Source organism: Marinomonas foliarum (assembly GCF_016906065.1).
In the GTDB taxonomy this organism is placed as follows: Bacteria; Pseudomonadota; Gammaproteobacteria; order Pseudomonadales; family Marinomonadaceae; genus Marinomonas; species Marinomonas foliarum.
Genome location: NZ_CP070273.1, coordinates 3,798,973 through 3,822,401 on the forward strand (window position 1 = coordinate 3,798,973; position 23,429 = coordinate 3,822,401).

Here is a 23,429-nt window from a genome sequence, read left to right on the forward strand (position 1 = left end):
AATATTGTTTTGATTGAATATTTTATAAGGCCAGCATTGATGCTGGCCTTTTTTTTTGGTGTTGAAATTAGAAGGTGATAGATCTAGTATTCTTACTCACTCGGGCTGATTACCGTTTTTTAGCCCTGTCATATATTGGATTAATTTTAGAAGGATTCTTTTCATGAAGTATTCGAAGTCCCTATTCGCCATTTCCGGCGCCGCTCTACTGTTGTCAGGCTGTGCTAGTCAAGTCGTCGATAAAACGCCCGTGGTTGATACAAGTGTGCTAAAAACCAGCATACGCACCAGTGGTCCTTTGGCACCTGATGGAACTCAAACAAGGGTTCGTTATACCGCTGGGAATAAAAGTACTGAAGAAGTAAAAACAGAGTACGATTCTTGGGTAACAAGTACCATCGCAGGCGATAATCACACAGCTGAAATTACTCGCTTAGATAAAAACTTAGTTTGGCAGGTCAATTATAGTGCAGAAAACTACGCTGAGTGTCCCTTGTCTGGTTGTAGCTCTTTGAGCCCTCTAGAAAAGCTTAAAAATAAAGGCGAAGACGATGAGGAAGACTACAACCCAGCTGGAGATGACAGTTGTAAGGTCGTTGTGAAGAAATACGACTTTACTGTGACGCCCAAAGCGCGAGGTCGACAGATAAATGGATTTGTCGCTGACCAGTATGTTGCTCGATGGGATTTAGTGAGTGAAGATGATCAAGGTAATCGTGATGAACACGTGGTTACGATGGATTATTGGATGGCTGATGTGTCTACTAATCAGGCTTTGAAAGTAGCGCATGACTTTGATCAGAAATATTACGACAAAGTGATTGCTCCAACCCCTTTGGCCCGTTTGCTTGATCAAAATATGGAAGGCACGATGGCTTTTTTTAGTGCGGGCAAAGAAAATGAAATGAAAAAACTGACATCGGTTGGTGGTGAGCCAATCTCTGTGAAACTTGAGTGGTATGCAGATGTGAATACTTGCCCAGAGACAGAAGCTAAAAAGGATGACCCTAAGTTTGATGCCAAAGACCCTGTTAACTCTTTGAAAGACATGGCAGGTAGTTTCTTTTCTGATCAAGCAGAAAAAGGTGCCAAAAAATGGATGGGAATGGAAGACGGTAAGCCGATCATTTCGTATATCCGAGAAGTGAAAGCCGCTAATATGTCCGGTGAACATACCAGCCGTTTTGAGGTTCCAAAAGACTTCAAATTAACGGATCGTCAATAAATTCGACACCCCACTAGGCTGATTTAGCCAGTGGGGCATTTTGTTCTCTATAGTATTCCTATCAGCTCATTTCTTTTTAAGCTGAAAAAGCTTAAAATTCAGCAAATTATATAACCATATGCGTTGACTGTAGTATGGTTAAACAATCAAACGCTGTGCTACACAGCCTCAATAATCATCAGATTGGATTGCATGAGCTACCAAGTACTCGCACGAAAATGGCGCCCACAGACTTTCCTTGAAATGGCTGGGCAAGACCATGTACTTCAAGCGTTGGTAAATGCCTTACGCCAACAGCGTTTACATCACGCTTATTTGTTTACTGGTACACGCGGTGTCGGTAAAACCACGATCGCGCGCATTTTTGCTAAATGCTTAAACTGTGAAACCAATGGCATTTCCCCTGAGCCTTGTGGAACCTGCGATAGTTGCCGAGAAATCGCCGAAGGTCGTTTTGTTGATCTAATTGAAGTGGATGCGGCATCTCGTACCAAGGTAGAAGATACCCGTGAATTATTAGAAAACGTACAATACGCGCCAACTCGTGGACGCTTTAAAGTCTACCTGATAGACGAAGTGCACATGCTGTCGACTCATTCCTTCAATGCGTTATTAAAAACCCTTGAAGAGCCGCCAGCTCATGTCAAATTTCTGCTAGCAACGACCGATCCACAGAAGCTTCCTGTGACCATTTTGTCTCGTTGTTTGCAGTTCAACCTTAAAAATATGTCGCCACAGCGCGTGGTGGACTATTTGCAAACCGTGCTTAACACCGAGCAAGTTAATTTTGACCAGCCAGCGCTTTGGCAAATTGGACAAGCAGCCAATGGCAGTATGCGTGATGCCTTGAGTTTGACGGATCAAGCGATTGCTTTTGGCAATGGGACGATTTCGGAATCCGGTGTGACCGCGATGCTGGGCTTGGTGAACCAAGCACAAGTATTGGATTTATTAGAAAGCGTAGCGTCTAAGAACGCAGCACAAGTGTTGAATAGAATAGAGCAACTTGCCGATTATCAACCAGATTTTGCGGCGATTTGTGGCAGCTTGCTTGATGTTTTGCATCGAGTGGCGATAGAGCAACAAGTACCCGATGCATTAACAGATCAGTTAGGTGATTTAGTCCGTATTAAAAACATTGCGGCCAGTGTGAGCTCTGAAGAAATACAAATGATGTATCAGAGTCTATTGATTGGCCGTCGTGATTTACATTTAGCGCACTCAGCTCGTGCTGGCTTTGAAATGTTGATGCTAAGGTTAATCGCGTTTCGTCCCGCACCGCCTATGGTAGTGAGCCATAATGCACCACCAGTTATGTCTACGGAACCTATGGATCACGCTGCTGAACCAGAGTATTCGTCACAGCGGATGACGGAAAAAAAAACACCATCGATTGAGCCAGAGGCTGTCGTTACAGAACCATTAGAACAGGTTGTTGAGCAAGAGTCTGTTACGCCAATGACACCAGCAGAGCGCCCGCCTTGGGAAGACGCTCCAAAATCACAAATCCCTGTTGAAGATAATTCAGAAGACCTCGTTGCAACTGACAATAATGCTATTGAAAGCGTAAGTCTTCAAGGTGATGTGGTAGAGGAGCAGGTTGAAGAGCCACAAGTCGATACAATTGATCCCGTTGAGGATGTTGAGCTTAATGAAGTTGAAGCTCTTGGTTCAGCTGAATCCTTAGATTCTGTGCAGCAAGAACCAGAAGCACAATCAGAAAGCAGAGATAAGCCTAATGTTGAACCTAAGTCTTTTGTTATAGATGAAGAAAAGTTTGCAGAACACGCTGAAGACGAAAGTGACGACGAAGATGAGGATGACGAAGAAGCAGAGGAGCGAGCAATCGCTGACGTCGCCGATCCATTTAATCCCGCTGCGGACCTAGTCGATGCCTTGGGCGAGGAACCGGTTGAAGAGACTGTTGTTGAAGAAAGCAAAGAGCCAGATACTCGTTTAGCTAAAGTGCCGGATATTATCGCTCAGCCTGCGCTGGGAATGACGATGCCAAGCTTGAATCATTATAACGAATTAACCATGAAGCTCTGGTGGCTGGTGGCGCCGCGTCTGCCTTTGACAGGCTTGGTGCAAAATATTTTAATGAACTCTAGCTTGGTTGATGCAAGCGATCAAGGCATTCGCTTAGAAGTGCCGTTAGAATACGGGCACATGTTAAATCAGGTTCGTTATGAACAAATACAAGGCGCGCTGAGTGACTTTTTCACCATGCCAGTGCCTCTGATTATCGATACTGTGGAAGATACTTCAGGTGTTACCGCAGAAGAATTTGCCGCCAGCAAGCGGGCAGAAGCCTTGCAGGTGGCAATAGAACATTTAAATTCACATCCGATTGTGCAAGCTTTGTCGGCAACGATGGGCGCACAGTTGGTTTACGATACGGTTAAAGTTAAAGCTTAAATTGGAGAGAAAACGTTATGTTTAAAGGTGGAATGGGCAACATGATGCGCCAAGCGCAGCAGATGCAAGAAAATATGCAGAAGGCGCAAGAAGAAGTCGCTAACATGGAAGTAGAAGGTCAAGCTGGTGCAGGCCTTGTTAAAGTGTTGATGACAGGCCGTCACGATGTTAAGCGCGTTTCTATTGATGATTCCTTGTTTGGTGATGACAAAGAAATGCTAGAAGATCTAATCGCTGCAGCGGTAAACGATGCTGTGCGTAATATCGAAGTGTCTCAAAAAGAAAAAATGGCTGCAGCGACGGCAGGTATGTCTTTACCGCCTGGCTTTAAAATGCCTTTCTAGGAGTAAGCTTTGTTTAGTCCCTTAATTAAAGAGTTGATGGAATCATTACGTTGCTTGCCTGGCGTTGGGCCTAGATCGGCTCAAAAGATGGCGTTATATCTATTAGAACGTGATCATCAAGGGGCGGATAGGCTTGCTAGTGCATTGCGCGAGGCGCTTGATAAAGTCGGGCGTTGTTCAAGCTGCCGTACCTTGACTGAAGAGTCTGAGTGCCAGATTTGTACAGATCCAGAGCGTGATGCAAAGCATTTGTGTATTGTTGAGACGCCTGCAGACGTCGTTGCTATTGAATCTGCAGGCAGCTTCTCTGGACGGTATTTTGTTTTGTTGGGGCATTTGTCACCGATTGATGGAATTGGTCCAGAAGAATTAGGCTTAGATCGTTTAGAAACCTTGGTTCAACATAACCAGGTTGAAGAGGCGATAATCGCCACGAATTCGACGGTTGAAGGTGAGGCAACTTGCCATTATATCGCTGAAAAATTAAAAACATTGAACATCAATGTCAGTCGAATTGCTCATGGTGTCCCCATGGGTGGTGAGCTGGAATACGTTGATGGAAACACTCTGGCTTTAGCGCTAGAGGGACGGAAAAAACTCTAGTATGAATGATCAAGATGATGCTCTGAATATTATTTGGGTTGCGGACAATGAATCACTGGCGAGTTGGTGTGAGTACTGGGCAGAATTACCCGTTATCGCCGTCGATACAGAATTTATTCGTCGCACGACCTATTTTCCAATTACGGGGCTAATCCAAATTAGTGAAGGCGAGAAAGCCGTACTGATTGATCCTTTGAGCATTGATGAATGGGAACCACTTCGTGATTTGATGGTGAACCCTTCTGTGATGAAAGTTTTCCATGCTTGTTCGGAAGACTTGGATGTTTTTGATCGTTTGTTGGGAGTATTGCCCGCGCCGTTTTACGATACTCAAATTGGCGAGGCCTACGCTAGCGCTCAATGGTCATTAAGTTACGTGAAACTTATCCATGAGTACCTGAAAATTGAAGTGGCAAAAGACGAAACCCGTTCTGATTGGGTTCAACGACCTTTGACCGATGCGCAAAAGCGTTACGCAGCATTAGATGTTGTGTATCTAGCCAAAGTGTATCCAATGCAAATTGCCCGATTGGAAGAAAAAAGCATGCTTGAATGGGTCATGGAAGATTGTGAATCATTGAAGTGGCAGTATCAGATGAACTCTGATCCAGAGCAAAATTGGGACGGTGTGAAAACCGCATGGCGCTTGTCACCAGCAGGTTTGACGCTATTACGCTTGTTGTTTATTTGGCGTGATGAGCAAGCTCGTAAAGAAAATGTTCCAAAGGGACAGATACTGAAAGATCGTACATTGTGGTCTTTGGGTAAAACCTTGCCGACACACAATAAAGCCGTTTCTGAAGCAGAAGAACTAACAGGTCGTCAGCATCGTTTGTACGGTGATGTGATCTTACAGAATGTGGCTCTAGTCAATGAGCTGTCAGAAGATGAGTATCAGTTGCCTCTGGAAATTCCTTTGCCTTCACAGGCGGGAGAGCTGACGAAATCAATCAAATCGTTTGTCCGCCAAAAAGCAGAAGCATTAAATATTGCACCAGAAGCCATGATGAAGCGTAAACTGTTGGATCCTCTAGTGCGTCATTTGTTTGATGGTACTGAGATTGATTGGCAGAACCCTGCACTAACTGGCTGGCGTCGCGATATTATTGTTAACCCAGTGCTCGAAAAATTTAAAAAGTCCTAATATGGCGTAATATCGTCAAGAGAAAACTATGAAACAGCATTTAATCGTAGAAGTATTTCGTTCCAGTAAGCATGATGGGATGTACTTGTATGTCGAAAAAAGCAAAGGGCTGAAAGAAATTCCAGAAGAACTCATGTCTCGATTTGGTAAAGGCATCAGTGCGATGACCATGTTGTTAACCAAAGAAAGTAAATTAGCTCGAGCAACACCTGAAAAGGTGATTGAAGGCATTCGAGAAAAAGGCTTTTATTTGCAATTGCCACCAGCGAAAGATGACTGTTTGTTGGACTTGTACAAAACACCAACAGAAGCTGTTTACTAACTATTTGGGTCCAAAGAATGATTGCGAAGCGTTACGAGCCTTTTTGGAAAACCACGGCGCTGGAGAAAATGTCTTCAGTGGAATGGGAGTCGATTTGTGATGGTTGTGGAAAATGTTGCCTACAAAAATTACAAGACGATGAAACTGAAGAGGTTTTTTATACCAACTTATCGTGTCATCAACTGAATATTGGCTCATGCCAGTGTAAAGTGTATGAAACCCGACAGGATAAGGTGTCTACTTGCATTACATTAACACCCGATCAAATCGATGAGTTTCATTGGTTGCCTGATACCTGCAGTTACCGTGTATTGCATGAAACCAAAGAGTTGCCGAACTGGCACCCTTTGATAGTAGGTAGCAATAAAGAGATGATTCGCCAAGGTTTGACTGTGAGTCACTATGCAGTGAGTGAAGCGTCAGTAGACGAAGAAGATTGGGAAACCCATATTATTAAGTGGGTACATGGCATGCCGGAGCCTTATGACATAACCTAATGAGGCGAACGGTCGCTAAATTCAGCAAAGTAAAGTAGTTCAAGGAGTTCGCAAACGTGAAGTGGTTGAAAATAAATACTGTGTTGTTAGCGGCTGTTTTATCTTTTGTTACGCCGTTTAGTCAGGCGGATACCCAGTTCCGCGTTATCGTAGATGCTTCTGGCAGTATGCTGATCAGTGACCCTGATAAGCTAACATCAGAAGCACTGCGTCTTATTTCCAATCTAGCACCAGAAGAAGAGGCCACATTAGGTGTTTGGCTGTTTGGGGAAGAAGCGCGAGTGTTATTGCCTGAATCCACAGTAAACCAAGCCACCAAAGCCAAACTTTCAAGTTACGTGAACAGCTACGTTACCCAAGATGTTAAAACCGACTTGGAATCTATTGTTAAGATGTTATTAGAGACACCAGACAGTGGAACTCTAGAGTCGGGATTTAACCGTCACTGGGTTTTAGTGACCGATGGCATGGTCGACATCAGCCTAGATGAGGCGGTAAACAAAGCTTCTCGCGATCGAATTATTAATAAGCTAACGCCCCAGCTAGAAGACCGTGGTATTCACCTTCATACCATTTCAATGACGGGTTATACGGATAAAGAGTTGCTTGAATCTCTTTCTCTAAGAACTAACGCTTCCCATACGGAAGTAGCCATTCCAGAAGACTTGCTAGACACTTTCGATCGTATTTTCGCGCAAGCCGCCCCTTCGGATGAGCTGCCTTTAGATGGCAATCGTTTTTTAGTCGACGATGCGATCCAAGAACTTACCCTAGTTGTGTTCCACGATGGCGAGATCCAACCGCGCATCATAAAGCCTGATGGCGTATTGCAGCCATTGGAAAACGGTAATGGCACTTCAGTGGCGATATCAGAGCATTACACCTTGCTAACAATTCGAGAACCTCTCTCTGGTGAATGGACAATCAATAATGTCGATCTAGAGCGTAGTAGTGTCAGGGTTATCACAGACCTTGGTTTGTATACCTCCGATATCCCACCGGTTATGTTCCAAGGTGAGTCCATTGATTCTACAGTGGGCTTATTGCAAAAAAACACGCGTATCCAAGATGGAAAATTACTTAACTTACTAAGTGTAGAGCAAAGCCTAGTGCGACTCAGTGGCGAGCAAAAAGAATCGATTTTTTCTCGCCAATTGGTGTTGCAAGAGGGAGCGTTTAGTCAAACGCTGCAGGGAGTTGTCGAGCCAGGTCGTTATGAGCTTATCAGCGTAGCCGATGGTAAAACTTTTTCTCGACAGATGAGTCAATATTTCACCGTACACCCAGCTATTGAGTTTAAAGGGGTGAAGTCTGGTGGTGGCTTCGTATCGCTTTCAGCTTTACCAGTGAATTTGAGACTGGATATTTTACAATCCAATATCAGGCTGGAATTTACCTACAATAATGGCACCAGCAAGGTGGAAGAAATGCCTTTGGTGGGTCAAGGCTATTGGGAAATGATTGTTCCTGTTGCGCCAGATGACAATGTTAAGGTGCGTGCTGAATTACTTGGCGTAGATCATAACGGTGAGAGTTTTGAGTATTGGACACCTGTTTGGCAATTCAGCCGAAAAGGTAATGATGAGCCTGTGGTTGGTTTAGTAGGCGCAAATGACGAGGGAATAGCTCTTCTATCGGCTTCTACAGTTGACAAAAATGTCATGCCGGTTTTCCTTCCTCCAGTTATCTCTGTCGTTGATGATGCAGAAGAGCCCGCGCCACTTGCCTCCGAATCTAATTCATCAGATGACGATGCCAGCGCCAACGTTGCAGCAAAGACAGATAACGGCTTTTCGTCAAAAGAATGGGTGTTATATGCGGCTTTAAACATTGGCGGTATAGTCATTATAGTGGCCGGTATTTTATTGTATCGACGCTTAAAGAAATCTTAACCCTATCAAAGAGATGATGTAAACGATGTGTGAGTTATTGGGCATGAGTGCAAATGTGCCAACGGATATATGTTTTAGTTTTTCTGGTTTACGTGCCCGAGGAGGTCGTACCGGCCCCCATAAAGATGGCTGGGGAATGGCTATGTATCGTGATGGCTATGTTTGGGCAATCCATGATCCAAGGCCTAGTGCTGATTCAGATATGGCAGAAGTCATCAGCAATACATCACTAAAATGCGACATAGTGATTGGCCATATACGCCAAGCGAACGTCGGTGCGGTAAGTCTATTGAACACACACCCGTTTAATCGCTTGTTGTGGGAGAAAACGTGGACTTATGCTCATAATGGTCAATTAGAATCGTCTGAATCTTTGCCAATAGAGCATTATCACCCATTAGGGAGTACGGACTCAGAGCGAGCATTTTGCTGGATCGTTGAACAACTGCAAACACGTTTTGGTGATAAGGAGCCTGCTTTAACAGAAGTGTCTGAAGTTCTTTCAGGGTTGGCTTTGCACCTTAAAACCATGGGCGTGTTTAACATGATGCTCTCGGATGGTGTGCGCTTATATTGCTTCTGTACCACCAAGCTGCATTGGATCACCCGCCGAGCACCGTTTAAAAAAGCCACCTTGTCCGACGAAGACGTCATTATTGATTTTAAAGAAGTCACCACAGATAAAGACGTCGTCACCATGATCGCCACGCAACCACTAACCCACGATGAAACATGGCAACAAATGGAAGAGGGCGAGTTGTGTGTGTTTGAAGGTGGCGAAGTGGTTTGTCAGATCAAAGCGGAAGACTTGTTAGAAAAGGCTTAGTTTTACAGGTCAGGATTTATCCCGACAAAGCCCTTTTTTTGTCCTCTTTCTTCAAAAGAAATATTTACTCTGACTCAGATCGATTACTTTAATATTATAAATATATGAGCAAATTATGGTCTCAATCATTATGGACGGTCAGGATAAGACCAAACAGATAAGTGATTGGAAGATAAGCCAATCAGGTGAGAGTCTGTGGCTTACATGCAGCTTCCCATCTGGAAAAGAGTTTAAACTCCCTCTAAGTAAGTGCAAAATATCTCCTACAGAAGAAATGCAAAATAAGCTGCTTACACGAAAGGATAGCCATAGAGTTGAGCAGGTAGATCAAGCGGTTGTTTATGGAAATAAGTATGTTGTTCTACAGTACTCTGGTAAATCTAAGCGTTATTTAATGAAGTATGACGATGTTCATTTAGTTGAGCCGTCTGATGTAAGTGAGAGTGATGTTTTTCAATATTTTAAAGCCGTTTCACGAGAACGTATTGCTAAGTCAAATGGTGGATCAAATTCAGGTATTGCTGATAATATTTTGCGGCAACTGGAAAAACTCCCACTTTCAACTAAAACTGCATTATATGGATACTGCAAAGGGTATAGTCAGCCTATTCAGAGCCACCAAAACCTCATTTTTCCATTTGGTATAAATGACAGTCAGCTTAAGGCACTAGCATCAGTATTCTCTTCTCAAGTTAGTATTATTGAGGGCCCTCCTGGCACAGGGAAGACTCAAACAATATTAAACATCTTGGCAAACATACTGTTGCAGGGAAAAACGGTTGCAATACTGTCTAATAACAATGCAGCTGTTGAAAATATCTATGAAAAATTAGCCAAAAGCGGACTTGATTTCCTAGTCGCAAAGTTAGGAAGTGTAGATAAAAGGAACGATTTTTTTTCTGATCTCCCAGAACTACCAGCTTTTGATCAAAGTGATGATCTAGATTTATCACTCGTAGAGGAGAAGGTTGAAGAATTAACGCAACTGCTATATGCCCAGAATGAAGCTGCTGGATTGAAATCACAAATTGACGAGCTGAGAATAGAGTATAAGTACCTACTTAAATGTAATTCAGAGTATCAAAGTGATAGTGCAAAACCGTTTAGCAGACTGTTAAAGAAATACCGATTATCTAAATCAAAAACTCTAGATTTAATATCCTATCTGACTCTTCTCAAAGATAGTCCAATCACCCTGAGAAATCGTTTCGAATTATTACTGAACTTTCGGATTTTTCGTACGGGTCCATTTAGCAGTGTTGATAAGTTAAATGCTATGACTTCTGCTTTACAACTGAAATTCTATAGTGATGAGCTAAAAGAAAAAGAAGAAGAGTTAGCTGCTTGTGAGAAGATACTAATAAAGGGCAATTTCGAGTCGCTTTTACAAGATGTTACGACATCATCAATGTCTTATTTTAAGCAACAGATCTCGCAAAGAAAGTGGTCCAAGGAAACTTTTAGCTCAGATAATTATCGCGTTAAAATCGACGATTTTTTACGTCGATACCCTATTATAGGTAGTGGGACGCATTCTATTGTGAATTCGATTAAAGCGGGAACAGTTCTTGACTATGTAATTATCGACGAAGCGTCTCAGCAGGATATTATCCCAGGGATTTTAGCGCTTGGCTGTGCTAAAAATCTGGTTGTTGTTGGAGATAGAAAGCAGCTACCACCAATATTTAATGAAACTGAAATACCTGCACCAGATGAAAGGTACGATTGTGGTAAGTATAGTTTGCTAGATTCTTGTCTTAAAGTGTTTGGTGGTACAGCTCCTGTTACATTATTAAAAGAACATTACAGATGTCACCCCAAAATCATTCAATTTTGTAACCAGCAGTTCTATAACAATCAGCTCATACCTATGACGCAAGATAATGGTGAAGTTGCTCTACAGCTGGTTGTTACGTCCAAAGGAAATCATACTCGGGGTTATAAAAATCTTCGAGAACTGGATTCTTTACTTGAAATACAGAAGCAGGGAAAAAGCAGCCACTGGGATGAGACTTCTAATATAGGTTTTATCGCCCCTTATAATGCACAAGTTGATCTATCTCAATTGCATCTGCCTGCAAATTTTATAAAGGATACAACGCATAGATTTCAGGGCAGGGAGTGCGACAAAATTATATTTTCGACTGTATTAGATGAGAAACCCAGCAATGTAAGAAGTTTGAGTTTCGTGGATAATTCTAATTTAATCAATGTTGCGGTTTCTAGAGCAAAACACCAGTTTACTTTGGTAACAGGAGATCGTGTTTTTAGTGCATTAAATGGCCCTATTGCTGCATTGATTCGCTATATTGAGTATTACGATAATGGCACTTCCAATATTTATAGATCTCCTGTTATTTCAGCATTTGATTTGCTGTATCGTGAGTATGATATTTCCTTAGATAAACTTAGATCTCGATTGAGGCCAAACGACTCAGAATTTCTGTCTGAACAGATCGTCGCTGAATTGTTGCGCAAAATTTTATCCTCAGCACCCTATGATAGTGTGATGTTTCATATGGAGGTGGAGCTGCATAAATTAGTAGCAAGAAATTATGAAGGCCTGACTGAATACGAACGTCGTTTTATGATTAAAAGCCGATGCGACTTTGTTATTTACCACAAAGTTGGTAAGAAACCTTTTGCTGTTATAGAAGTCGATGGTGGAAGTCATGATACGTCAGAACAGCAGAGAAGAGATGTTTTAAAAAACAGCATTTTACAAAAGGCGGAGCTGACATTATTTCGATTGAAAACTGATGAAAGTCGAATTGAAGAAAAGATAGAGCAATTTATTGGCTCGGCATTAGGGCTGACACCGTCTAAAGAACCGGACTAAATTATTGAGCGAGAGTGTAATTCAATAGCATGACTAGTCTCTCTGCGTTCAGAGTGTTTTACTCTTATATCCGTTTCTCATTTTTCTCTCGCTCTCAGAACTGTTATCCTAGCGCCATTATTGGTGTAACAGAGTAGAACGAATGATTAATGATAATGATGTGATCGAAACCTTGGACGAGCTTGAAACGTTTTTACGATCGGTTGAAGTGGGTGGCTTAGGCCTTGATAACGTATCTGGTGTGGCGTTGGCGACAAATAATGCCAATGGTCGCCCATTTGTAGCAGTGCTTGATGATAATCAGCAGTTGGTGTTAGGGCGTTATGTGACCACCGAAGTCTTTGAGAATGGCAAAGACATGGTTCGATACGGTACTAAAAAGCCTCATTAATTGAGCTCTGCCAGCCCTAAGAGAATAGCGCCTTCCTAACCCTTCCCTTGAGATAGATAACGGGAAGGATATAAAAATTCCCCGCTTAGATTTTGATCCAAACGGGGGATTTTTTTAGCGGGTGTGTTTGGTCTTATTGAACCAATTCATTGTCGGTGAATTCACCTTCAAATAAGGCTGTAGACAAGTAACGCTCGCCAGAATCTGGTAATACCACGACGATTTTTTTGTCTTTAAATTCGTCTAGTTTGCTTAAGCGCTCTGCTGCAACAACAGCAGCGCCACAAGAAATACCACACAGAATGCCTTCTTCGCGCATTAGGCGTTTCGCCATGTCGATGGCGTCTTCGTTAGACACTTGTTCAACACGGTCGATGATAGAAAGGTCTAGGTTTTTCGGTACGAAGCCTGCGCCGATACCTTGGATTTTATGTGGTGACGGTGTTGGCTCTTCGCCGTTCATTGTTTGAGTGATAACCGGCGAACTCGTTGGCTCTACCGCAACACTGACAATGGCTTTGCCTTGGGTGTTTTTAATGTAACGGCTAACGCCTGTAATAGTGCCGCCAGTTCCAACACCTGCAACAAAAACATCTATCTCGCCATTGGTGTCTTGCCAAATTTCTGGGCCAGTGGTTTTTTCATGGATCTCAGGGTTGGCTGGATTATCGAATTGTTGAAGCAAAACGAAGTTCTCGTCTTGGGCAATTTCTTCAGCTTTGGCAATGGCGCCTTTCATGCCTTTTGCTGGTTCTGTTAGCACGATAGTTGCACCAAGGGCTTTCATCACTTGGCGGCGCTCTACACTCATGCTGGATGGCATTGTGATGGTAATTGGGTAACCACGAGACGCAGCAACGAAACACAAAGCGATCCCTGTGTTACCGCTAGATGGCTCTACAATGGATTTGCCTTTGGTCAAAATACCTTTCTTTTCTGCATCCCACACCATGTTGGCACCGATGCGGCATTTGACTGAAAAAGCAGGGTTGCGAGCTTCGATCTTAGCCCAAACATTTCCATTACCAATGCGGTTCAAACGTACAAGAGGCGTATTGCCAATGGTAAGAGAATTATCTTCAAATACTTGATGTGACATACCATTTCCTTTTTTTTGGGTGTGGATGAGGCTGCTGATCATGGCAGCAAATTGTTTTCACTATAACCCCTTCATTGGGATTGGTGTTAGAATTTACAACTATATAGATAGAGACCTTTGCACAGTTATTGTGCTTGCCAATATTTTCTCTGCGCCAAGCAATAAGGATACTAGTTTAGCTATTATGCCGACACATGCCGTAATGACGCGCGATCGTCATCTGATAAGTCAAAAACAAACACAGTTGAGCAAGCGTCAAAAGGAAGGTTTACCTTTTGACCGTATGCAAACGGAACTAAATACTCTCATTGAGCAGTCTGAGACCCTTTATCAAGCTCGTTTGTCTCGCTTGCCAAAGATTACTTACGATGAGAGTCTGCCGGTTGCGGCTCGCGCTGACGAGATCATCAAAGCCATACAAGAAAACCAAGTGGTGATTATTGCAGGGGAAACCGGTTCCGGTAAAACCACGCAATTGCCAAAAATGTGTCTGCAAGCTGGCCGTGGCATAGCGGGGCAAATAGGACATACGCAACCGCGACGTATTGCCGCACGTAGCGTTGCTGAGCGTATCAGTGATGAGATGCAGGTAACCTTGGGTGAGCAAGTTGGTTTTCAGGTACGTTTTAGTGACGAAAGCAACGAAGAAACCCTCATTAAGCTGATGACCGACGGTATTTTGTTGGCTGAAATTCAGCAAGATAAACGCCTGTATAAATACGACACCATCATCATAGATGAAGCCCATGAACGTAGCTTAAATATCGACTTTTTGTTGGGTTATTTAAAGCAGGTGTTAGCAGCTCGTCCCGATCTTAAGGTTATTGTAACTTCGGCTACGATCGACGTGGAGCGCTTTTCCCAGCATTTTAATAATGCGCCTATTATTGAGGTGTCTGGTCGTACCTATCCTGTAGAAGTACGTTATCAGCCTTTGCTGAGCAAGTCCGATTCGGAAGAACTAGACGAAGACCAAAGCATGGAGCAAGGCGTTTTAGACGCAGTCGAATTGTTGATCGCGGAAGAGCGTCAATCTGGCTATCGCGGTGCGGGTGACATTCTGGTGTTTTTACCGGGTGAGCGAGAAATTCGAGAAACCGCCGAGATTCTTCGTCGTGCTGAATTGCGTGGCACCGAAGTATTGCCTTTGTATGCACGATTGAGCGCCAGTGAACAGCAGCGCATTTTCAAATCCCATTCTGGTCGCCGTATTGTATTGTCGACCAACGTCGCAGAAACCTCGTTAACGGTTCCGGGTATTCGTTATGTTATTGACCCGGGTTTAGCGCGAATTAGCCGTTACAGTGTGCGCTCCAAAGTTCAGCAACTACCAATAGAAAAAATCAGCCAAGCCAGCGCCAATCAGAGAGCAGGGCGATGTGGTCGTGTGGCAGATGGTATTTGTATTCGTCTGTACGACGAGGACGATTTTAATAATCGTTCTGAGTTTACCGACCCAGAGATTTTCAGAACTAACTTGGCGTCGGTAATTTTGCAGATGGCCAACTTGAAGCTTGGCGCTGTTGAGAAGTTTCCTTTTGTTGAAATGCCTGAAAAACGCATGATCAACGATGGTTATCGTGCTTTGACGGAGCTGGGGGCGCTGAATAAAGAGCGCCTAACGCCGATTGGTCGTCAGTTGGCTAAGTTGCCAATTGACCCGAAATTAGGTCGTATCTTAATTGCGGCTGAACAACATAGCGTACTCAAAGAAGTGGCTATTATTGTTAGTGCGCTATCTGTTCCAGATCCTCGTGAGCGTCCGCAAGACAAGAAAACGCAATCCGACCAAGCTCATGCTGTCGATAAAGACGAAGATTCTGATTTTGCTGTATTTTTGAATTTGTGGGAGCGCTTTGAAGAGCAGCGTCAAGCCTTATCGCAGAATCAATTGCGTCAATATTGCCGTAAGCAGTTTTTGAATTTCATGCGCATGCGCGAGTGGCGTGATATTCATCGCCAAGTAATGATTGCCTGTAAACAGCTTGGTTTTAAAGAAGTACAGCATGAAGAACGTCATTATGAAGCGATTCATCGCTCATTGTTGGCCGGTATGTTTACTCAGGTCGCTAATAAGATGGAAGACAGCAAAGAAATGCTCGGCTGTCGTTCTCGCAAATTGGCGATTTTCCCAGGTTCCATGTTATTCAAAAAACCACCTCAATGGATTATGGCGGCGGAGCTGGTTGAGACCAGTAAACTGTATGCGCGAGTCACCGCCCGTATTGACCCTGCTTGGATTGAAGAATATGCAGCACCGTTTGTAAAACGCCAATACTTTGATCCGCATTTCGAGCGTAACCAAGGCCGTATCATGGCCCATGAGCAAGTCTCGCTTTATGGTCTGATTATTGTTGCGAAGCGTCGTATTGATTACGGTCATGTGAATCCTGAAGAAGCCCGCGAGATCTTTATCCGTTCAGGGCTAGTGGAAGGTGAGTTACGCACCAAACAGGCCTTTTATCGTAAGAACAAAGCCTTGATTGATTCGTTAGAAACCCAAGAGGCCAAGCTGCGTAAGCGTGATATTTTGGTCGACGATGAAACCGTGTTTGCTTTTTATAATGCACGATTGCCTGATCATGTACGTAATTTAAAAAGCCTAGAACATTTTGTGAAAACCTCGCCCGATGTCTTGCTGATGACGCGTGATGATTTGATCAATCAGGATGTGAGTGTGGATGATCATGCTTTTCCAGATTCTTTTGGTCTGAACGGTGTTGCGCTACCTATTGATTACAAGTTCGATCCTGGCCAAGAAGCCGATGGTGCGACATTAAAAGTCCCCGTTGGTTTGTTGCGTCAGTTGAGTTTAGAAGATTTAGGTTGGGCGGTTCCTGGTTTTATCAAAGAACGCTGTGAGGCTTTACTGCGCGCGTTGCCAAAAGCGTTACGTCGTCGTTTTGTGCCGATTCCGCAGTTTGTTGATCGCGTATACCCAAATTTGTCGAAAGACAAAGGGGATTTGCTAGAGCAGCTTAGCTTGCAGATTAAACGTGAAACCTTGATTGATATTCCACTTAATGAATGGAATGCCGACAAGCTGGATTCTCACTTAACTTTGAATCTAGAGGTGGTGGACGAGCGCGGCAAAGTACTTGGTGTGGGTAAAAATCTTGCACAACTCCAGACTCAATTTAGTGATCTTGTGGAAGAAAGCTTTGCCAAATTCGGTACAAAGCAACATGAGCAAGAAGGCTTAACCGCATGGCCAGATCAAGATATTCCAGAACGCCAAGAAATTAAGCAAGCGGGTATCAAGGTTACAGCGTTTCCTGCACTAGTGGCTCAAGGGGAAAGTGTCTCCTTGAAAATGTATGACGATAAAAACACAGCTGTCGAAACGCATCGTAAAGGTGTGATTACTTTGCTCAAACTCACCTTGAGCAAAGACATGCGCTATTTGCAGAAAAACTTACCGCACTTAAGAGAGTCCATGCTGATTTTTTCGCCATTAGGCCAAAAAGAAACACTGCTCGAAGATTTGCTTAATGCCGTTTTGGATAAAGTGTTTTTAGATGGACGAGCTTTGCCACGAACTCGACAAGAATTTGAGTCTTGTATTACAGCCCATAAACCACGTTTAATCAGCGTAGCGAATGACATGGCGGAACAGCTTTATCGTGTGTTGTCGTCTTATCAGGGGGTGGCTAAAAAGATGAAAGGTAATATTCCTCTTCCTTGGACGCGGGTTTATGGCGATATCAAGGTGCAGTTAGCTCAGCTGATTTATCCAGGATTCATTGGTAATACGCCGTTGTTTTGGCTGGGACAGTTGCCGCGTTACTTCAAAGGTATTGAAGTGCGCTTGGAACGCTTTCAAAACCATTTGAACAAAGAAAACGCCTCGGTGTCTGAGTTAGAAGCACTTTGGTTGAAATACACGCAACAGAAAAAAGCCCATGAAGATAAGGCGCTCTATGACCCAGAATTAGTTAAATATCGCTGGATGTTAGAGGAATACCGTATTTCCTTGTTTGCGCAATCTGTTGGTACGCTAGAACCTATCTCTGAAAAGCGCTTAGCAAAGCAATGGGGTGAGGTTAAAAAACTGGTTTAGTTTATTTATTGGCTTCGTTCTCTGACCAGGCTATAGGTTTATAAGGATAAGTGAAAATGTTTAAAGTAATGGGCACTTTACTTTTTGGTTCTATGTTATTGCTTGTGCAATCTTGCGCACATGTGCCAGTAGAAACTAAAGAAGATCCATGGGAAGGTTTTAATCGTTCTATGTTTATCTTTAATGATACGGTTGATGGCGCTGTTTTAAAGCCAGTAGCACAAGGTTATAAGGCAGTTACCCCTACACCCGTTCAGAAAGGGGTGAGTAACTTTTTCTCTAACTTAGGTGAAATAGGGAATATTACCAATAACCTTCTGCAAGGAAAGTGGGATGGGACAGCATCGTCCACTTTTCGTTTTCTGATTAACAGCACCGCTGGCTGGTTTGGTCTGTTTGATATTGCTAGTGAATTGGGACTGAAAAAATACGATGAAGACTTTGGGCAAACGCTAGGTTATTGGGGCGTGTCATCAGGGCCTTATCTTGTCTTGCCATTCTTTGGCCCATCTACTGTCCGTGATGGATCGGCGTTTGCTGTTGAATATACCTATGTCGACGAAACGGGTCTTTTGGATTTGAACAGTGATGAAAAGTTAGGTTTATTAGGCTTGGATGCTGTTGATACTCGTGCACGATACCTGAATGCAGAAGGCATGATCATAGGTGACCGTTATAGCTTTATTCGTGATGTGTATTTGCAAACACGTGCATATGAAGTTCACGATGGGAATGTCCCAAAAAATAAACCAGCGGCTCAAGAAATACGTTCTGAAGACGGAAGTTGGGGTGATGATACTGCAGCAGAAGATGGTTCTAGCTGGGGAGACGACTCTGTAGATGACGGTTCTAGCTGGGGAGACGACTCTGTAGATGACGGTTCAAGCTGGGGGGATGAAGGCTCAAGTTGGGGTGATGATTCTGTCGATGACGACTCAAGCTGGGGGGATGAAGACTCGAGTTGGGGCGATGATTCTGTCGATGACGACTCAAGCTGGGAAGATGATTCTAGTGGGAAGTAGTGCTAATTATTAAATAGGAAGAGTCTTTTTATGACACTTCCATGATTTTGCGCAAATAATGTGCAGATATTTTGATTCTTTGTTGGGGATAAGTGCTATATTTTTAAAACCCCCTTGTTGAGAAAGACAATGAATCACTTACTTTCTAAATACCGTAAGCCTCTTAGCACTTGGGGCTTTTACTTCTTTTCTACATTCGTTTCTATCAATGTTTATAGCTCCCCAACACTCAATATTCTAAATTGGGATGATTACCTTTCGGAAGAAACGATTGCTGGTTGGGAAAGTCTTATGGGCGCAAAGGTTCAGGTCATTACTTATGATGATGAAGATGTCCGAGATTTACTTTTAACCGATACAACACAAAATCTAATCGATCTTGCGATTGTTGACTCGCCATCCGCCACAAAATTAGCAAAATTAGGCTATGTTGTTAATCTGAAAGATGCTGCACATCGTAGTGATATTGAGCCAAATTGGCTCCAGCGTTGTGGTGACAATGGGGTGCCTTATTTATGGGGAACACTGGGCATTGCATATCGAGAGGACAAAATAGATCAGCCCATTAATGCATGGGCTGATCTATTTTCCGGAAGGGAAGACTTAGAAGGTCATATCGGCATGCTGGGTGACTATTACAGTATGACGGCACCTGCCTTGATTCATCTAAACTTATCTCCTAATACCGATAAAGAGGATGATCTTAAAGCCATGTTTGAGCTGTTGAGGAAACAAACTAACAGCGTACTAACATATGTATACGCACCATCCTATTTATTGAATTCAGCAAATAAAGACGAGCTATACGCAGCGGTTGTATACAGTGGTGATCAATTCCTGATGAATGACACTATTGGAAAAGAAGTATGGCGTTATGTGTTGCCAGACGAGCCGTCAATTGTTTGGTTAGACTGTTGGGTGATTCCTTTTAATTCAGAGAAACAGTCGCTGGCTTTGTCCTTTATTGAATATATCGGCCAAGCAAATATTGCTGCGAAAAACTCGGAAGAGGTAGGTGTAGCAACGGTAAATCGTAAGGCTCGTAGTTTTCAGAGCAAGGAGATGACAGAGGATGAACTGATTTACCCTAGAGAAGAGGGCTTTGACAAGTTGGTGTCTGTTGAGATGCTATCAGATGCCAATATAAGGCAGCGCATTCGCATACAAGAAGCTATTAAGGTCATACATGAATCTAAATAAGCGGCTTATCCTTCTACTCCTTCCCGTTATTATTTTGGGGTACGGGGTCGCCACTTATTTTATCTATCAATATCAGAAAAGTAATATTATTGAATTGGAACAAGCTAAGTTGGAGCAGCGAATGTACCAACTGCAAAGCATTTTTAAAGAGGAAGCGTCTTCTGTTGATAGTTTGATGGCGCTTTTTCTGGAAGGAGGGTATCTATCCAACTTTTTACAGTCTACTTCCTCTAGCTATCGAGACATTGCCCTTAGCCAAAGTCTGACGGTATTAACGACTCAATTACAATTGAGCAGAAATCATCGTGTTTCTTTTGCTTTGTTTAGCGGAGAAGGCGAAGAGCTATTTTATTTCGAACGCAGTTCAGACCCTTTTGCAACCATAAGTGATGAGCAGACAGAGATGTCTATTCAGATGATAAAAAACCGAGTCACAATGGATTGGCAGCTTAATTACGATACATTACCCAGTACAGTAATAAGAGGGCGTTTACTGGATAGAGTCGCATTATTGCCATTCAGGGGGCATGATGTTCAGGACAGTATTCAATTGTCCTTTTCGGTTCGTATGGATAGGTTTTCAGATTACTTAGGATCTTTAAAAGAGGCATATGAAGCCAGCATTGAATGGAGTGGCAATCCGCAGTTGTATATAAATGAGCTTGGTTACTCTATCGAACTCTCCCCAAATCAATTTCTGACGATTAAGCCTAATGTAAGTGTGCTGGTGGAGCCATTGTCACAACTGTCCATAAAATTAACGGCCATTGCATTGTTTCTGGCTATTTTTACGTTCGGTCTGCTTGTTTCTTTGATCTCTCGTTTTATTACTGCCCCGATTGGAGAGCTTGATAGAGAGCTTACTGAAGTGATGAACTTTCAAAGGGACAATATTTCACTTTCTTCCAATAGGAGTGAAATAGGGCAGCTAAGTAAAAAATTTCATATTTTGTTTGAACAGTTGCAAAGGAACTTGAAGAAAACACATGAAATGGCGATTACGGATACGTTAACCGGGTTACCCAATCGGTTCCGGTTTTATGAGTATTCTAGACATGTGTTAGCCAAGGCTGAACGAGACAAATCGTTGGTGTCTTTGATTTATATCGATTTGGATAATTTTAAATTTGTAAATGATAAGTTAGGGCATGAAGCAGGCGATGACTTGCTTTGTTTTCTTGCTCAAGACTTGCAGCGATTGATTCAGCCTATTTTGGAACAAAGAGGTGGCTGTATGGTGTCACGCTTATCCGGCGATGAATTTGCGATTGTGTTAACGCATGCCGTCGCTGAAGAGGCGGATGAACTGGCAAAATCTGTAGTGAGTTTGTTTGTGGGTGGTTATAAGTCAGATCAACATTATTTTCCTGTTTCTGCAAGTATGGGCATTGCCTCTTACCCAGAAGATGGCGACACGTTAAAAGAGCTAATAGCAAATGCCGATATGGCTATGTACAACGCCAAGCGGTCAGGGAAAAATCATTACAAGCATTACTCCGTTGATATAGCTGCGGCCGCACGACGCACAAAAACAATCGAAAACTCCTTAAAAATGATTGAGTGTGATAAAGAATTCTCCCTCGTTTATATGCCTTACACCTCTGCCGATGACCGCATAAGAGGGTTTGAAGTACTTATTCGCTGGAACTCTCCAGAGTTGGGTGTTATTCAGCCTGATGAGTTTATTCCGATCGCTGAGCAGACAGGGTCCTATTCCAAGATAGATCATTGGGTATTTGAAACCGCTTTTAAAAGCCTTCCCAAAGTACGAGAAATTTTTGGCGAAGAATGTATTTTGTCGATTAACATATCGGCTGCCGAGTTGGGCCATCATGTTGTATTAGAGCATCTTGTTGAGCTAAAAAAACAATATCAGATAGATGATAAGAGCATTGAGTTAGAGTTAACAGAAACTTTTAGTTATGTACAAACTGGCGCTGTATTTGATGTGTTGAATGGCTTGCAAAATGCTGGTTTTAGTATCGCAATTGACGACTTTGGTGCAGGCTATACACCGCTTTTGCATATGATTGATTACCCAGTAAATAAGGTAAAACTCGATAAAGTGCTGACCGAGCGAGTAACGGATTCGGAATACGCCAAGCTGTTGCCGCCACTGATACAATTGTGTCATTTGCAGGATATCGCTGTAACGGCCGAGGGAATTGAAAACCCCTTTCAGCTTCAATGTTTAAAAGAGGCAGGTTGTGACTTCTTTCAAGGGTATTGGCTATCTAAGCCAATGACCCTTGATGAATTAGAAAATTGGTATCGTATTTATCACACAAGAGAGCTTTAGTAGCCCAGTAAGGCTATTGCAATGCGATCTTATTATCTAAGGTCACTTTTAACAATTTTCCCGAGTCTGTACCGATATACAGCGCACCTTTTGAATCTTGAGCTATTGAGCGAAGGCGCTCGTCCAAATGTTGCAGGTAGCGAGTTTCCGTTGTTTCGCCATTTTTATCGATTTTAATTTTATTCAAATGTCTTAACGCTAAAGCAGTCGATAAAAAGTCACCATTCCAATTTGAAAACAACATGCCCCTATAACGAATCAAACTGCTAGGTGCAATTGAAGGGATAAATACTTTGGCTGGGTTATCTATGCCGACTTTTGTTTGGCCTTCGCCCACATTGATCGGCCCCCAATATTCCTTACCATAAGACACAATCGGCCAGCCATAGTTAGCGCCAGGACGAATGAGGTTGATTTCATCTCCGCCTCTTGGGCCGTGCTCATTAGACCAAAGTGTGTCTGTGTCCGTATCGTAAAACAGCCCTTGAGGGTTACGATGACCATAGCTCCATATCTCATTGCGAATATTGGCATGAGTTACAAATGGATTGTCAGTTGGCACAGTGCCGTCCAAGTTTAGACGAATCACGCTGCCAGCATGGTTGGTTAAGTCTTGTGCATTATCACGAACACCGCGATCACCTACAGAGAAAAAAACGTGTTCTTTGTCATCAAACGCGATACGACCACCATAATGCTTTGTTGTGCTGGTGGCTGAATCTGTGACGAACACATCTTGCCAATCGGTTAATGAGTTGTTGGTTAATTTTGCTCTTGCCAGTGTTGTATTAGCGCCATCTTTTGTAGGCTTGGCATAAGTGAAGTATAGCCATCCTTGAGTCTTGAAGGTTGGCGGAATGGCAACATCCAGTAAACCACCTTGGCCACGGCTATCTACTTCGGGCAAACCTTTCAGTGCTTGGGATTTACCACTGACTAGATTGACTTTATAAGTCTCACCTTTTTTTATGGTGACGATAGCTTCTTGATCACTGAGTATGGCAATGCCCCAAGGTATGCCATCGAATTGAGTGACTTGATCAACGTTTAATGAATCATCAAGGATGGCATCCGAGGCGCTAGTATTTAGCGCCATTAGGCTAGCTAAAAATAGAATCCAAGTTTTCATAAGGCGACCTCTTCTCGCAAATTTCACTGTCTTAGTATATACAAAATAATCAATAGAAGAGGCGGGGGCTTGCTATTTCCTTAACAATTGCGGAATGCTTGCCCAGTTTAAAGAAGTAT

Annotated in this window: 17 protein-coding genes; 15 read left to right on the plus strand and 2 right to left on the minus strand. The window is 43.0% G+C overall.

All coding sequences use genetic code 11. The features are described 5' to 3' along the window. Positions 1–163 precede the first annotated feature (163 nt). The 11 genes from JSY38_RS17605 (at position 164) to JSY38_RS17655 (ending at position 12,501) form a co-directional block, all read left to right on the plus strand. On the plus strand, positions 164–1,225 hold the full coding sequence (locus JSY38_RS17605) for a putative periplasmic lipoprotein (RefSeq protein ID WP_205114468.1): 1,062 nt from the start codon (positions 164–166) through the stop codon (positions 1,223–1,225). A 192-nt stretch (positions 1,226–1,417) separates the two neighbouring features. Beyond that, positions 1,418–3,643 (plus strand): DNA polymerase III subunit gamma/tau, encoded by a 2,226-nt coding sequence (gene dnaX, locus JSY38_RS17610; protein ID WP_205114470.1) that lies wholly within the window; start codon positions 1,418–1,420, stop codon positions 3,641–3,643. Positions 3,644–3,660: 17 nt separating this feature from the next. After that, positions 3,661–3,987: a YbaB/EbfC family nucleoid-associated protein gene (locus tag JSY38_RS17615; RefSeq protein ID WP_114412209.1), complete on the plus strand. Its 327-nt coding sequence runs from the start codon at positions 3,661–3,663 to the stop codon at positions 3,985–3,987. A 9-nt stretch (positions 3,988–3,996) separates the two neighbouring features. Continuing rightward, complete coding sequence (gene recR / locus JSY38_RS17620) at positions 3,997–4,590, plus strand: recombination mediator RecR (protein ID WP_114412208.1); 594 nt, start codon at positions 3,997–3,999, stop codon at positions 4,588–4,590. A gap of 1 nt (position 4,591) precedes the next feature. Beyond that, complete coding sequence (gene rnd / locus JSY38_RS17625) at positions 4,592–5,734, plus strand: ribonuclease D (protein ID WP_114412207.1); 1,143 nt, start codon at positions 4,592–4,594, stop codon at positions 5,732–5,734. A gap of 28 nt (positions 5,735–5,762) precedes the next feature. Next, complete coding sequence (locus JSY38_RS17630) at positions 5,763–6,056, plus strand: YcgL domain-containing protein (protein ID WP_114412206.1); 294 nt, start codon at positions 5,763–5,765, stop codon at positions 6,054–6,056. A gap of 17 nt (positions 6,057–6,073) precedes the next feature. After that, complete coding sequence (locus JSY38_RS17635) at positions 6,074–6,553, plus strand: YcgN family cysteine cluster protein (protein ID WP_114412205.1); 480 nt, start codon at positions 6,074–6,076, stop codon at positions 6,551–6,553. 56 nt (positions 6,554–6,609) lie between these two features. Further along, positions 6,610–8,445 carry a VWA domain-containing protein gene (locus JSY38_RS17640; protein WP_205114472.1) on the plus strand — a complete coding sequence of 612 codons (1,836 nt, stop codon included), beginning with the start codon at positions 6,610–6,612 and terminating at the stop codon, positions 8,443–8,445. A gap of 25 nt (positions 8,446–8,470) precedes the next feature. Then, complete coding sequence (locus tag JSY38_RS17645) at positions 8,471–9,271, plus strand: class II glutamine amidotransferase (protein ID WP_205114474.1); 801 nt, start codon at positions 8,471–8,473, stop codon at positions 9,269–9,271. A 115-nt stretch (positions 9,272–9,386) separates the two neighbouring features. Beyond that, the gene (locus JSY38_RS17650) at positions 9,387–12,110 is read left to right on the plus strand and encodes an AAA domain-containing protein (RefSeq protein ID WP_205114476.1); all 2,724 of its coding nucleotides are present in this window, start codon (positions 9,387–9,389) and stop codon (positions 12,108–12,110) included. A 142-nt stretch (positions 12,111–12,252) separates the two neighbouring features. Further along, complete coding sequence (locus JSY38_RS17655; protein WP_205114478.1) at positions 12,253–12,501, plus strand: hypothetical protein; 249 nt, start codon at positions 12,253–12,255, stop codon at positions 12,499–12,501. A 133-nt stretch (positions 12,502–12,634) separates the two neighbouring features. Here JSY38_RS17655 and cysK read toward each other — a convergent pair whose 3' ends face one another. Next, complete coding sequence (gene cysK / locus JSY38_RS17660; protein ID WP_114412256.1) at positions 12,635–13,600, minus strand: cysteine synthase A; 966 nt, start codon at positions 13,598–13,600, stop codon at positions 12,635–12,637. A 184-nt stretch (positions 13,601–13,784) separates the two neighbouring features. Here cysK and hrpA point away from each other — a divergent pair, with 184 nt between their 5' ends. The 4 genes from hrpA to JSY38_RS17680 all read left to right on the plus strand — a co-directional run bounded on the left by hrpA (position 13,785) and on the right by JSY38_RS17680 (position 22,181). Continuing rightward, complete coding sequence (gene hrpA, locus JSY38_RS17665; RefSeq protein ID WP_205116941.1) at positions 13,785–17,660, plus strand: ATP-dependent RNA helicase HrpA; 3,876 nt, start codon at positions 13,785–13,787, stop codon at positions 17,658–17,660. Between the two features lie 56 nt (positions 17,661–17,716). Then, positions 17,717–18,682: an MlaA family lipoprotein gene (locus tag JSY38_RS17670; RefSeq protein WP_205114480.1), complete on the plus strand. Its 966-nt coding sequence runs from the start codon at positions 17,717–17,719 to the stop codon at positions 18,680–18,682. 129 nt (positions 18,683–18,811) lie between these two features. After that, positions 18,812–19,882 carry an ABC transporter substrate-binding protein gene (locus JSY38_RS17675; RefSeq protein WP_205114482.1) on the plus strand — a complete coding sequence of 357 codons (1,071 nt, stop codon included), beginning with the start codon at positions 18,812–18,814 and terminating at the stop codon, positions 19,880–19,882. 121 nt (positions 19,883–20,003) lie between these two features. Then, complete coding sequence (locus JSY38_RS17680) at positions 20,004–22,181, plus strand: putative bifunctional diguanylate cyclase/phosphodiesterase (protein WP_205114484.1); 2,178 nt, start codon at positions 20,004–20,006, stop codon at positions 22,179–22,181. Positions 22,182–22,194: 13 nt separating this feature from the next. Here JSY38_RS17680 and JSY38_RS17685 read toward each other — a convergent pair whose 3' ends face one another. Beyond that, positions 22,195–23,310, minus strand: a complete 1,116-nt coding sequence (locus tag JSY38_RS17685) for a PQQ-dependent sugar dehydrogenase (RefSeq protein WP_205114486.1) — start codon at positions 23,308–23,310, stop codon at positions 22,195–22,197. Between the last annotated feature and the right edge of the window lie 119 nt (positions 23,311–23,429).

Bases quoted from the DNA above. Each gene is read 5' to 3' on its own strand.
- rnd (WP_114412207.1), top strand. From the start codon at position 4,592: ATGAATGATCAAGATGATGCTCTGAATATTATTTGGGTTGCGGACAAT.
- JSY38_RS17630 (WP_114412206.1), top strand. From the start codon at position 5,763: ATGAAACAGCATTTAATCGTAGAAGTATTTCGTTCCAGTAAGCATGAT.
- JSY38_RS17615 (WP_114412209.1), top strand. From the start codon at position 3,661: ATGTTTAAAGGTGGAATGGGCAACATGATGCGCCAAGCGCAGCAGATG.
- JSY38_RS17605 (WP_205114468.1), top strand. From the start codon at position 164: ATGAAGTATTCGAAGTCCCTATTCGCCATTTCCGGCGCCGCTCTACTG.
- JSY38_RS17650 (WP_205114476.1), top strand. From the start codon at position 9,387: ATGGTCTCAATCATTATGGACGGTCAGGATAAGACCAAACAGATAAGT.
- dnaX (WP_205114470.1), top strand. From the start codon at position 1,418: ATGAGCTACCAAGTACTCGCACGAAAATGGCGCCCACAGACTTTCCTT.
- cysK (WP_114412256.1), bottom strand. From the start codon at position 13,600: ATGTCACATCAAGTATTTGAAGATAATTCTCTTACCATTGGCAATACG.
- JSY38_RS17635 (WP_114412205.1), top strand. From the start codon at position 6,074: ATGATTGCGAAGCGTTACGAGCCTTTTTGGAAAACCACGGCGCTGGAG.
- JSY38_RS17670 (WP_205114480.1), top strand. From the start codon at position 17,717: ATGTTTAAAGTAATGGGCACTTTACTTTTTGGTTCTATGTTATTGCTT.
- hrpA (WP_205116941.1), top strand. From the start codon at position 13,785: ATGCCGACACATGCCGTAATGACGCGCGATCGTCATCTGATAAGTCAA.
- JSY38_RS17680 (WP_205114484.1), top strand. From the start codon at position 20,004: ATGTACCAACTGCAAAGCATTTTTAAAGAGGAAGCGTCTTCTGTTGAT.
- JSY38_RS17685 (WP_205114486.1), bottom strand. From the start codon at position 23,310: ATGAAAACTTGGATTCTATTTTTAGCTAGCCTAATGGCGCTAAATACT.
- JSY38_RS17655 (WP_205114478.1), top strand. From the start codon at position 12,253: ATGATTAATGATAATGATGTGATCGAAACCTTGGACGAGCTTGAAACG.
- JSY38_RS17645 (WP_205114474.1), top strand. From the start codon at position 8,471: ATGTGTGAGTTATTGGGCATGAGTGCAAATGTGCCAACGGATATATGT.
- JSY38_RS17675 (WP_205114482.1), top strand. From the start codon at position 18,812: ATGAATCACTTACTTTCTAAATACCGTAAGCCTCTTAGCACTTGGGGC.